General features: G+C 51.6%; 15 protein-coding genes and 1 tRNA gene (1 of these 16 running past the window's edge). 6 read left to right on the plus strand and 10 right to left on the minus strand.

The features are described from left to right. Positions 1–14: 14 nt before the first annotated feature. The 4 genes from BST81_RS09845 to BST81_RS09860 form a co-directional block, all read right to left on the minus strand. Positions 15–299, minus strand: coding sequence for a hypothetical protein (locus BST81_RS09845; protein WP_075598365.1), 285 nt, complete (start codon positions 297–299; stop codon positions 15–17). Further along, positions 289–585 carry a BrnT family toxin gene (locus BST81_RS09850; protein ID WP_075598366.1) on the minus strand — a complete coding sequence of 99 codons (297 nt, stop codon included), beginning with the start codon at positions 583–585 and terminating at the stop codon, positions 289–291. Before BST81_RS09850 ends, BST81_RS09845 begins: the two co-directional genes overlap by 11 nt. A gap of 210 nt (positions 586–795) precedes the next feature. Next, positions 796–1,914, minus strand: coding sequence for a Shedu anti-phage system protein SduA domain-containing protein (locus BST81_RS09855; protein ID WP_075598367.1), 1,119 nt, complete (start codon positions 1,912–1,914; stop codon positions 796–798). 176 nt (positions 1,915–2,090) lie between these two features. Next, positions 2,091–2,591 (minus strand): N-acetyltransferase, encoded by a 501-nt coding sequence (locus tag BST81_RS09860; RefSeq protein WP_075598368.1) that lies wholly within the window; start codon positions 2,589–2,591, stop codon positions 2,091–2,093. 157 nt (positions 2,592–2,748) lie between these two features. On the opposite strand from BST81_RS09860, the gene BST81_RS09865 reads away from it, so the two are divergent. Next, entirely contained in the window at positions 2,749–2,976 is a 228-nt protein-coding gene (locus tag BST81_RS09865; protein WP_075598369.1) for a hypothetical protein, read from the plus strand. 115 nt (positions 2,977–3,091) lie between these two features. Here BST81_RS09865 and BST81_RS09870 read toward each other — a convergent pair whose 3' ends face one another. Next, positions 3,092–4,588, minus strand: a complete 1,497-nt coding sequence (locus BST81_RS09870) for a UDP-N-acetylmuramoyl-L-alanyl-D-glutamate--2,6-diaminopimelate ligase (RefSeq protein WP_075598370.1) — start codon at positions 4,586–4,588, stop codon at positions 3,092–3,094. Positions 4,589–4,622: 34 nt separating this feature from the next. Further along, on the minus strand, positions 4,623–4,931 hold the full coding sequence (locus tag BST81_RS09875) for a glutaredoxin family protein (protein ID WP_075598371.1): 309 nt from the start codon (positions 4,929–4,931) through the stop codon (positions 4,623–4,625). A gap of 301 nt (positions 4,932–5,232) precedes the next feature. On the opposite strand from BST81_RS09875, the gene cysH reads away from it, so the two are divergent. Beyond that, positions 5,233–5,964, plus strand: a complete 732-nt coding sequence (gene cysH / locus BST81_RS09880; RefSeq protein WP_075598372.1) for a phosphoadenosine phosphosulfate reductase — start codon at positions 5,233–5,235, stop codon at positions 5,962–5,964. 47 nt (positions 5,965–6,011) lie between these two features. On the opposite strand, the gene bioF is transcribed toward cysH, so the two are convergent. Both bioF and BST81_RS09890 read right to left on the minus strand, forming a co-directional pair. Continuing rightward, positions 6,012–7,202: an 8-amino-7-oxononanoate synthase gene (bioF, locus tag BST81_RS09885; protein WP_075598373.1), complete on the minus strand. Its 1,191-nt coding sequence runs from the start codon at positions 7,200–7,202 to the stop codon at positions 6,012–6,014. Between the two features lie 6 nt (positions 7,203–7,208). Continuing rightward, on the minus strand, positions 7,209–7,574 hold the full coding sequence (locus tag BST81_RS09890) for a DUF1823 family protein (protein WP_075598374.1): 366 nt from the start codon (positions 7,572–7,574) through the stop codon (positions 7,209–7,211). Between the two features lie 115 nt (positions 7,575–7,689). Here BST81_RS09890 and BST81_RS09895 point away from each other — a divergent pair, with 115 nt between their 5' ends. The 4 genes from BST81_RS09895 (at position 7,690) to fba (ending at position 10,304) form a co-directional block, all read left to right on the plus strand. Then, positions 7,690–8,067, plus strand: a complete 378-nt coding sequence (locus BST81_RS09895; protein WP_143780297.1) for a phosphomannose isomerase type II C-terminal cupin domain — start codon at positions 7,690–7,692, stop codon at positions 8,065–8,067. Between the two features lie 302 nt (positions 8,068–8,369). After that, complete coding sequence (locus BST81_RS09900; RefSeq protein ID WP_075598376.1) at positions 8,370–8,837, plus strand: YbjN domain-containing protein; 468 nt, start codon at positions 8,370–8,372, stop codon at positions 8,835–8,837. Positions 8,838–8,901: 64 nt separating this feature from the next. Further along, positions 8,902–8,973 (plus strand) — tRNA-Lys (locus BST81_RS09905). Positions 8,974–9,224: 251 nt separating this feature from the next. Continuing rightward, on the plus strand, positions 9,225–10,304 hold the full coding sequence (gene fba, locus BST81_RS09910; protein ID WP_075598377.1) for a class II fructose-bisphosphate aldolase: 1,080 nt from the start codon (positions 9,225–9,227) through the stop codon (positions 10,302–10,304). Positions 10,305–10,373: 69 nt separating this feature from the next. Here fba and BST81_RS09915 read toward each other — a convergent pair whose 3' ends face one another. Together BST81_RS09915 and BST81_RS09920 are read right to left on the minus strand one after the other, a co-directional pair. Next, the gene (locus BST81_RS09915; protein WP_075598378.1) at positions 10,374–10,760 is read right to left on the minus strand and encodes a DUF2358 domain-containing protein; all 387 of its coding nucleotides are present in this window, start codon (positions 10,758–10,760) and stop codon (positions 10,374–10,376) included. A 443-nt stretch (positions 10,761–11,203) separates the two neighbouring features. Further along, positions 11,204–11,653, minus strand: partial view of a hypothetical protein gene (locus BST81_RS09920; RefSeq protein ID WP_075598379.1) — the 3' portion only. 114 nt of this gene lie beyond the right edge of the window; 450 of the gene's 564 nt are visible here — the last part of the coding sequence; its start codon lies off the right edge, out of view; it ends in the stop codon at positions 11,204–11,206.

Raw genomic sequence — 11,653 nt, forward strand, 5'->3', positions numbered from 1 at the left:
AACCTAAACTCAAACTAACGCCCAGTCACTTCGCCAAGTGCCTCTTGAATCACTTCATCACTGACACCGTGACGTTTTAGACTTGCAATCAAGGCAGATACCGTATCACCTTCCAAACGCTCCAAGTCAGATCGCAACCCTTGCCCGATATAAGCACGCACTAACGGTTGATACCCAGAAAAACCAAGCAGGGGCGCAACTTGCTTCAAGTCCTCAATCACATCTTCGGGCATACGAATGGTGATCGTTGTCATGGGACGATTTCTATCCAACCGCTTTTTCAACGCTTCAGGTTTCATAAAATTCCCGCTCCTTCCGGGTCGCTTTACGAGCCGAAATGATCCGAATAATGTCGTTTTCCCGCTCAACGAAAACAACGTACAGCAAGTTCCAACGCCGATCTAAACCAATAACAGCATCTCGCGCTTCATCATTACGACTTGCATCAACAACCACAAGTAATGGATCGAAGAAGACTTCTGCGGCTTGCTGAAACGTAACACCATCATGGTTTATCGGGTTGATCCTGGCTTTTTCGTCATTCCAGACAAACGTAATGCCATTGAGAACGAAATACACATCCATACTTGTAGTGTAAACAGGGCGTATTTACGTTGTCAATACACTTTAACGCTGTAACAGGATCTGTTCGATCGCTTTTGGCACTCAACAGAAGTGATTTGAGTACTGCCCCAACCAAGGACTGAAGCAGCCCAACGTTTGAATTCACCGGCCTTGCGCGGCTTCATGCGCAAGGTCCGGTGAAATGATGGGTTGGGCCTAAACGCGATCCGGCTAAGCTGGATTCTCATTGCCAGCTATTGCCTCCAGATTGGTGATTGTGCTTCTGAAGCGAGAGAGCACATCATCGTATGTCAATAGCGTTGTGTTTTTCCATTCGCGATTGTAGGAGCGAAGATAGGCGCGTTCATCGTCACTCAGCTGGTGGCCTCTACCGATAACTACCAAATATGTCGGGGTTTCGAACCCAGGAAGTTTGTTCTGGATGTACGCCTTATTCTTTTCTAACCAGACATCCCAATCGCGTGTCTGCTTAATCGCGTGATTAACGGGGCCAGAAAGCACAAGGTCTTTGTTCAGGATTGCATGGGACGATCTTTCCAACTCCACCAGTATGTAGGTGGGGCCTTGCGTCGTTGTGGACACGAGTACAAAGTCAGTAACAAAGTCTTCGCCAAGCTTCTTCTTCGGTATGCATTCTGCGGAAGGGTGAAGTACAAACGGATTCGCCTTCAGGAAAAGTTGAATCTCTTCCTCCTTCGTACCCGCTCCGATGAGTGACTCCAATTCGTCGGCGAGCTTCTTCAGCTTTGCAACGGTCTCGACTCCGGAAACCGCTTTTGGCGATTCACTGGACTGCGGCTGAGTTTGCAGACCAAGCAGCGCCAACTGAAAATCAAGGACCGCCCGCTCAACGGACGGTGTATTTGTTGGATCACCATATCGTAGGTGCGAGAACTGAACAAAGGGAATGTGAATGTCGTTGAACGCACAATTGATCATTGAAAGGTTGCCAAGACCGCGAATAAAGCCAGCCCTCGCGAGAGAAAATTCTCCCGCAGGAAGCGGCACAATTAAGCCGCTGTTTCCCCATTCGTCTAAAGTGATTGGCAGTACTCTGAAATTGACTCTGGCCTTTGCGCCAACTGTCTTATGGCGCACAAAAGCGACACCATCCTTCAGGCCCCAGACCGTACTTGAGATATCTTGAGGAAGACTGTCTTCAAATGGAAGGTCAAGGGTACTGGCGGCCTCGTGTCTTTGGTGACGCAAAGAATTAATGGCGTCCCAGTAGTTCTTTTCCGCCGCCAATAGAGCTTTAGCCTTCTTTTCTAACAGCAGCTCAATTGCACTGCGGGCTGGTCGTCGCGATGATCGGTTCTTCTTCGCCATAGTTTTGTTCGCAGTGACAGTGCTGATCTAAGAGGCCCAACAATAAATAGACTGAAACTTTCCGCCTAAGATCCCAATTTCAGGTGGATAGGCAGAATGATTCGGCATAAAGCCCTAAAAATACTATGTGTGTAAAGAATAATCTCTTCGGTGTGTCAAGCATATTAAGCCTAAATTTAAACTGTAAACGCCGCTGGATAAATCACCTGCCCCCGGTGTTCGGGCAGATAACCTGGTAGGGGATAAACCCGGTACACTTCCTCCGGGACTGGGAACGGGCACTCAATGCCATAGTCCAGGGCGGGTTCAAAGCCGCAACGCTGGTAAAAATGGGCATGGCCCAGGACGACCACCAGGGGTTCCTGGCGACGATCGGCTGCCTCCAGACCGACCCGTACCAGGGTACTGCCGATGCCCTGCCGCTGGTAATCTGGATGCACTGCCAGGGGAGCCAGGGCCAGCACAGGCACTCTGGAGATGCCGACCAGATCCACTTGGCTGAATAGAACGTGCCCCACGATCGCTCCCTCGCGCTCCGCCACCAGAGCCAGGTCTGGGAGATACCGATCGCTCTGCCGGATGAGATCGACCAACCGGGCCTCGTCGGTGCGTCCAAAGGCGGTGGTAAGCACTTCCGAGATTGCCGGATAGTCGTCAGGTTGTTCGGCACGAATCATGGGGGCTCCGGAAGGGTGAGATTGTGATCGAGATCGGGGGTTTTGTTGTAAGCTATCACGCTACAACGCCTGATTTATCACGGGTTTGACCCCAGCCTCTCACTGGAAGAACGGGTCAAAAAGTTGATATTAAAGATATAGAGTTCCTGAATCACAAATGTCACCCGTTAGCCTTCTCCCTACTGCCATTTCTGAACTGTTTGCCCAGGCCAGTGTCACTGGCAAAATCACCCTGGCTGATCGCTATGGCATGATGGCGGCCATTCTAGAGGGAACGGCGGATGCTGAGGAGATGCGCTCCATCGATCGCCTGCTTCATGCTGTGGTTCGGGGTCGTCTGAAAATGGTGGACGAATTGTCTAGCTTGATTGACGCCGAATCTTAATGTCTTCATCCCGATGTTGGACCCTGTTAAACCGTACCGGAGGGGCGTTGCATGCAATGCCCCTCTCTATTTTGCCGGTCAGGTTTTTAGTAACCTGGTTTCTGCTGCTCTTGCATCATGTCGCCAATCGTTCAGCTAGAGCGGCCCTCGCCTGTTCCCGATCGTCAAAATGGATCTTTTCCGTACCCAGAATTTGGTAATCTTCGTGGCCTTTGCCCGCAATCAAGACCCCATCTCCAGGGTGGGCCTGCAGAATCGCTGTGCGGATGGCCTCAGCCCGATCGGCCAGGACGATCGGACTTACCTCGGCGGGGATGCCTGCTAGGATGTCCTCCAGAATTTTCTGGGGGTCTTCTGTGCGGGGATTGTCTGAAGTCACGATCGCCTGATCAGCGAGGCGGGCAGCAATCCCCCCCATCAGGGGCCGTTTGGTCCGATCCCGATCGCCGCCACAACCGAAAACGCAAATCATACGACCCTGAATGAAGGGACGGGCGGCCCGCAGTAGGTTCTCCAGGCTGTCGGGGGTATGGGCGTAATCTACAATCACGCTGATGTCCTGCTGGGGCTTGAGGATGACCTGTTGCATCCGACCAGGAACGCCGGTGAAGTTGGGCAGAGCCGCGACGATCGTTTCTAAATCTAGGCCCAGGTGCAGAGCCGCCCCCACTGCTGCCAGGAGATTTTCGACATTGAACTGGCCTACCAGAGGAGAGTGGAAAGGGATAGCCCCGACGGGGGTGTGGAGGGTGCCCTGGACGCCATCTGGCTGATAGACCAGGTCAGCGGTCCAGAGATCAGCACGGTCATCCTGAGTGCTGTAGCTCCAGATCTGTTCTGGCTTCAGTTGGTCGATCAGACGGCGACCATAGGCATCATCTCGGTTGACGATAGCCCGTCCCTGCAAATATTTCGGCTGGAAAAGGAGGGCTTTGGCAGCGAAATAGTCCTCCATGTCCCGGTGGTAGTCCAGGTGATCCTGGGTCAGGTTGGTAAAGACGCCCACCTGGAAGGTACAGCCCAGGACCCGCTGTTGGGCCAGGGCATGGGAGCTGACTTCCATGACGCCATATCGGCAGCCCGCCTGAACGGCGGTGGCAAGCTGGTGCTGCAGTTCCACGGCAAAGGGGGTGGTGTGGATCGCAGTTTGCTGATATCCTGGCCAGCGGGTGTAGAGGGTGCCCAGCAAAGCGGTGGGCTGTTGGGTCCGGTTCAGTAAAAACTCAATCAGGTGGGTGGTGGTGGTTTTGCCATTGGTGCCTGTGACTCCAGCCAGTTTCAGGGTCTGGCTGGGATAGTGGTAAAAGGCGGTGGCTATCTGGGCGCAGGCCCAAGGCAGATCAGTCAAGGGAATCAGGCAGGTATTGGGGGCGATCGTGGGGGGCTTTTTCACCAGGGCTGCCGGGGAAATCAGGGCGGCGATCGCACCAGCCGCGATCGCACTCGGCCAGAACTCACCCCCATCCACTCGGGTTCCCGGCATACCAATAAATAGGTCTCCAGGCTGGCAGGTGTGAGAGTTGGTGGATAGCCCTGTCACCTCCCTGTCCAGGGCGGGATGGTCTGGGAATTGGACCTCCGGCAGAGTAGTGAGTAGTTCTCGCAGCTTCATGGTGCCATCTCCTCGGACAAACTAGCGCTTATTGTTAATTATTGACGGTGATGTACTTCTGTAACAATTGCGCCAATTGTTTCACGTTGGCCCGGGGAGAAGGTCGGGGAATAGGTATCAGAGAGGGGCTGTCTCCATTCTCCGGACTGCCCTGGCTGCCTTCTGCTTTTGCTGAGAGGAGGTAAAGAACTGGGATCTCATACTGATAAGCGGTGGACCAATCCTCACGGGTAGTGATGTCCCGAACTTCCAGGTTCAGAGAGATGCCTTCGATCTGTCTCAATTTTTCTTCCAGTCCCTCGCACAGATGGCAACCGGGCTTGCTATAAAGAACCAGATGCATGGGTTGTGATCCGCTCCATTCAGGCTACTTTTCCTGGGGTCTGAGAAAGTTGACCCGTCTTGCCAACAATAAATTTTGCAATAGTAGGGGATCGGAGGCAAAGGCCCCAAGAGGAAATGAACCTCCCTCCCACGCCGACAAAACTTTTGCTTGGGTCTACTCGTGATCCCGATCCGTTAGGAAAAGTTGAGTTATTGAAGTGAATTTTACTTTTTTATTACAACCTTTTGCATTGTGTGAGACGGGACAGGAGTCCGATATTGTAGAAAAGAAGGCTACTTGTAATTGAGCGATCGTGACCATGTCTTATCCTGTAAGCTCTCTGATTCAAGTCTCAGACCTTGATCTGGCCCAACTTAATCGTAAATTTGACCTGGCAAATCCGGGTCGTATTCTGGCCTGGTGCGTGGAGAACCTGCCAACAGGGTTGGTGCAGGCCAGTGCTTTTAATGTGGATGACATGGTTTTGACAGATATCCTGTATCGAGCGTTAAGGCCGGTTAAACCAGTTCCGGTTCTGTTTTTGGATACCCTGCATCACTTTCCCGAAACGTTGGACCTGGTGGCCCAGGCTAAAGCACTCTATCGTCTCAATCTCAAGGTTTATCGGATTCAATGCCTTCGATCGGCAGAAGCGTTTGCGGCGAAATATGGGGAAGCCTTCTGGAAACAGGATATTGAGAAGTTTCATTACCTGACGAAGATTGAACCCTTACAGCGGGGATTGTCTGATCTGGGATCTGTAGCCTGGATTACTGGAAGAAGACGCGATCAGTCTCCCACTCGCTCGGAGATGCCAGTGTTTGAATGGGATCACCAGGGGCGGTTGAAAGTGAATCCTCTGGCAAATTGGAAGCGCAAAGAAAGCTGGGCTTATGTCTTTGAACATGATGTGATTTATAACCCGCTCCATGATCATGGCTATTCCAGCATCGGCGATGAGCCGCTCACAACGCCCATTCGGGAAGGGGAGGACGAGCGGGCAGGGCGCTGGCGGGGAACCAACAAAACGGAATGTGGCATCCACATCTGAAGATTGATCCGAAAACCGTAGCAGAGCCGTGACATGCGGCGTTTGGGCTACGGTTTTTTTCCAGAGAGCCACGATCGTAATCCCTGACTCAATTGCTGCAAATGCCCTTCCTGGTGGCTGGACATCACGGTGAGTCGAATTCGACTGGTGGGGGCTGTGGGTGGACGGATAGCGGAGACAAAGAGACCAGATTGTTTCAGATGTTGGCCCATTGCCAGGACTGTGGCTGCATCTGTCACCTGCAAGCAGAGAATGGGTGAATCCGAGGGTAATTGCTGCCATGGTGGTGGGGTGGGGAAATCCTGGGACAGGAGCTCTTTCAACCGTTGGACATTATGCCAGAGGCGGGTGCGACGATCGGGTTCCCCTCGCACGATCGTCACTGCCGCCAGGGCGGCAGCGGTATCGGCTGGAGAGAGGCCTGTGGTGTAAATCCAGGTGGGGGAACGGTTGCGCAGAAAGTCAATCAGCAGCCTGGAACCAGCAACATACCCACCCAGGCTCCCCAGGGCTTTGCTCAGGGTTCCCATCTGGATCAGGGGTTGGCCGGTACAACCAAAGTGTTCCACGCATCCGGCTCCAGTTGGCCCTAGAACGCCGGTACCATGGGCTTCATCGATCAGGACCATACAGTTGAACTCATGAGAGAGCGCCAGCAATTCTGGAAGGGGACACAGATCGCCGTCCATACTGAACACGCTGTCGGTGAGGATCAGGCAACGGCGATGGGCTGATCGCTGCTGTTCCAGCTTGTATCGGAGGTCGGCTAGATTGCCATGGGCATAGTCCAGCCCATGGGCACGACTGAGAATCACGCCCTGTTTCAGGCTGGAGTGATTGTATTGGTCGGAGAGCACTAGATCGCGTGGACCGACTAGGGCTGCGATCGTTCCCAAATTGGCTAGATAGCCTGAGCTGAAGACCAGGGCCTCTTCGGTTTGTTTCAAATCGGCGATCGCGATTTCTAACTGGCGATGTAAGGCCCGATGACCGCTGAGGAGCCGGGAGCCAGTACTGCCTGTGCCAAATTCGCGAGTCGCAGCGATCGCCGCTTCGATCAGACGGTGGTCACTGGCCAGGTTGAGATAATCATTGCTGGCAAAGTTAAGGACTTCTTGCCCGTCTAGGTTGACGACAGCCCCTGGTAACCCGTACAGAGTTTGGGTCGATCGGGTCCAATGGGCGCGATGAATGGTTGAGAGTGCCCGCTCGATCCAGCCATAGGCTGATTCGCTCATAACGGTTTACCCATGGTCTTCTAGATAGCTGAGCAACCAGTTTGCCAGGGTTGCTCGTCGGGTGAGCCGGGGAATGAGTTCGCCAACTTTGTACCCGGCAAATCCCAATTTTTCCTTCAGGAGTTGCTTATTTGCAGTGGGAATCGATCGGGTTAATTTTACGGTGGCTGGACGACTCTCAATGAAATTGGGGGGTTCTGGATAGTCCTGACGCCAATCTGGAGAAACTTTGTCTGTTTGCCATTGTTGGGTTGCTTCATCATAGCGATATCCCAGACTGCACCAGACCAGTTGATTGGCTGTGTCATCATCAATCTCATCCTTCAGAATGGCCCAAATGGTTTCTAAGGTGAGGGGAGGAATTGTGGTCATGATTAATGGAGGCATCACTTTCTCAAGATTTTCATAGTTTGAGCATAGGGTGAGACCATCACTGCTTGGGAGAATATTAATGACCGCGTTACAGATTGTTCCGGCCACGCCAGAAATGCTGGCTGCTCTGACTATTCCTGGTAACAAATCCATGACAGAACTGCGTCCCTGGGGGTCTTTTACGATTCTGGATCAGGGGGTAGGGTATAAAATCAAGCGGATTGAAGTGAGGCCTGGTCATCGCTTGAGCCTCCAGATGCACTATCATCGCAGCGAACACTGGATCGTTGTTTCTGGAACCGCCAGGGTGCTTTGTGATGGCGATAGTATTACCCTGCATAATAATCAGTCCACCTATGTGCCTCAAACGAAAAGCCATCGCCTGGAAAATCCTGGCGTCATTCCTCTGGTGTTGATTGAGGTCCAGAACGGTGAGTACCTTGGGGAGGATGATATTGTGCGTCTGGAAGATGACTATGCCCGAATTCCCTGAACATCCCCATTACCCTCATCCCTGCTCTTCAGGGGAGAAGCAGTACGTTCTGAAGCGTGGCACCTCACCCGAGCCCCTCATCCCTGCTCCTCAGGGGAGAAGGAGAGCCTGATTGAAGTCCCTCTCCTGCCAGGAGAGGGACTTAGGGTGAGGGCAAATGACCCACTAGGTTAGAAATATTCAACCTGGAATCTTTGCCTGCGCTGTGATGAGGGCATAATTGCGGTAATCCTGTCTGGGTTAGCCGAAACGGGGTACAAGATTTGAGATGATGAACGCAGTACTGCCAACACATTGTGCCCATGGACTTTGAGACTGCTGGCCAGAAAGCTTGTTATGAAAAAATTGCCCCCTGGATGCAGGATTTGTTCGGTGATTCTCTGGTGCCTTATGAGATTGAACCGGTATTCAGCATTAACTTTGGCTCAGCGATCGCTTACACCAAGGTCGCTCCCTGGGATGATGAAGATGACGCGATTATCATCACCCGTTCCTTTGTCGTGACGGATATTGCAATCAATGCTGACCTGACCTACTATCTGCTTCATCTCAATGAGAGTCTCCTCTTTGGCGCTTTTGGTCTGGATAGTGATGACGATATTGTGTTTGAACATAATTTGATTGGCTCGACCTGTGATCAGGAAGAATTACGGATGTCGGTCATGACTGTGATTCGTATTGCTGACGAGTACGATGATGAAATTGTTGAAACCTGGGGGGGGCAGAGGGCTCTGGACCGAATGTTACTGAAAATGTTAGATAGTGAATGATTTCTTGGCCAAAACTTCTGAAGTATGCTACGCTTGTAAAGTTGAAATTTTTGCTTCTTCGCATGGGTCGCTAGCTCAGTGGTAGAGCACTCGGCTTTTAACCGATCGGTCCTGGGTTCGAATCCCAGGCGACCCATAATTTTAGAGAAGATCACGATTCTTGGTCGCTCGCTTCTTCTGAATTGCTGCAGCCTGGGATTTGAACGCGAGTCAATCCCCTTGAATCGGATTGGGATTTTAGATTTACTCAAGGTTGTCCTTGGGTAAGCAATCTTTCTTATCACGGTGACCAGAAAGTGTCTTAAGATTGTCGTAAGAATTAAGCTTTGTGCTGCGCTCTGCTACGGCAAACTTGCTGATTAACGATTATTTTTAGGAGGCTCATCTATGGCGCTCGTTCCTATGCGACTGCTGCTTGATCACGCGGCTGAGAACGGTTATGGCATTCCTGCATTTAATGTCAATAACATGGAGCAGATCCAGGCCATTATGCAGGCTGCCCATGAAACCGATAGCCCTGTGATTCTGCAGGCTTCTCGGGGCGCTCGGAAGTATGCGGGAGAAAATTTCCTGCGTCACCTGATCCTGGCTGCGGTGGAAACCTACCCTCATATCCCTATTGTGATGCACCAGGATCACGGTAATGAGCCTGCAACCTGTTACTCTGCCATTAAGAATGGTTTCACCAGTGTAATGATGGACGGTTCCCTGCAAGCAGATGCTAAAACCCCTGCCAGCTATGACTACAATGTATCGGTCACTAGTGAAGTGGTCAAAGTTGCTCACGCGATCGGTGCTTCTGTAGAAGGTGAACTGGGTTGCCTGGGTTCTCTAGAAACCGGTAAAGGTGAAGCAGAGGATGGTCACGGTTTTGAAGGTGAACTGGATCATTCCATGTTGTTGACTGATCCGGATGAAGCGGTTGATTTTGTAGAGCGGACTCAGGTGGATGCTCTGGCTGTGGCGATCGGAACCAGCCATGGGGCTTATAAGTTCACCCGTAAGCCGACTGGTGAAATTCTGGCCATCAGCCGGATCGAAGAAATCCATAGCCGTTTGCCCAATACCCACCTGGTCATGCATGGCTCTTCTTCCGTCCCTGAAGATCTGATTGCTCTGATCAATCAGTTTGGTGGTGCGATTCCTGAAACCTACGGGGTGCCTGTGGAGGAGATCCAGAAGGGCATTAAGAGTGGTGTGCGGAAGGTCAACATTGATACGGATAACCGTCTGGCGATCACGGCTGCTGTACGAGAAGCCCTGGCGAAGGATACGAAGGAATTTGATCCCCGTCACTTCCTCAAGCCTTCCATCAAGTACATGCAAAAGGTTTGTGCTGACCGTTACCAGCAATTCTGGTCTGCTGGCAACGCGAGCAAGATTAAGCAAGTCTCTCTGGAAGAGTATGCGGCTAAGTATGCCAAGGGTGAATTGAATCAGGTGGCTAAGAAAGCTCTGGCCGTGTAATTTCCTGGGAACTCTGTTTTTTGTGAAGAGATTCCTTTGTGGGGGCGTATTACAATGCGCCCTTTTCTATTAGGAAAATGGCAGGTGTTGCCTGACAACATTCCAGGGGGAACAGCTCCAATAATCAATATGAGAGATAATTAGTTCCTCTGAATTGAGTGTCATCTCGCTCCAGCCGAGGATGGTGATTCTAGGTTTCCAGGGCAAGGGAGTGGTCCAACTCAAGCTCCAGGATGTTGTAATCCGATCGTGCTCTCGCTCGATTTTGTGCAAATCCAGGTGGGGTTCTAGAAACCAGGTTTGAATAAAACCAATCATTTGACGATACCGATCGAGTCCCCGGAATCGAGTTAAGGGATCTTGAAAGTAAACGTCCTGGGCATAGAGACTGTAGGTCTGATTATGAGGAAATTGACGATAGTCCTCTTGCAGGATTTCTAAAATATCTTTGACCATAACTTGGACTGCTCCTGATGCTGAAACTGTTGTGCGGCCCTCTTATGCAGGATCGGGGTGGGTTCATCCCATCTCTGGGAACTATTCAGATATGCAGATCCTGATGAACTTGTGGGTTCAGGCAGTGGAAATCCTCTCAAATCCCCTCTAGTGTTCCGTTAGGAAAATTTTGACGGGTCGAAGACCCGCAAAATTTAACCCCAATCAACAACCTGGATTTTGGCTGCCCGTCAATCATTGATTGACTTACCACTAGGGAGTGGGGACTATTCATTCCCTCCCGCCCAGACTCTGCTTGGGCAGATCTGTGGCAGGGACAGCGATCGATCACATGGACCTGGAACCTCGATCGAGATCCCTTGCCCAAGCTTTTTACCTTCCCAGAATGAATAGTCCCTGCTCTGGGAAGGGTTGGCCTGCAAGGCTGGAGCGGATCTTGCTGCTTAAGGATTTACCGTGGGCCATAACCGCTCTAGCTGATATCGCCAGCTTGCCAAAACCTCTTCCTTGGCCTGCCCTCCTTCCATTTCTCCCATTAATCCTTCTTCGTAAAAGTGATTTAACTGCTGCAGAGTTTCTTCCAGGGATTGCCCCTGTTGTTTGGCTGCCTGGATAATCAGCCGAATTCGAGATTCGACAAATTGGTTGAAAGAGCTGGAGAGCCCCTGTTCATGTATGAGTAGGAGCCGTTTCATGGCAGCCCTCAGGTCCTCGGGCTTTAAACTTTCCCGATGATGATGGTAGACGCCCCACAACACGCCTTGGCTGAGGGCATACCGGGTTTCCTGCGTTAAATCAAAATTTGCTTCCAGCAATTGCTCTAGAAAGGGGGCGGCAGCATCTGCTGGTGCGATCGGGATCAGGACCCGTAACCAGGACAGGTCTTCTGACAA

The organism is Leptolyngbya sp. 'hensonii', assembly GCF_001939115.1.
Lineage (GTDB): Bacteria > Cyanobacteriota > Cyanobacteriia.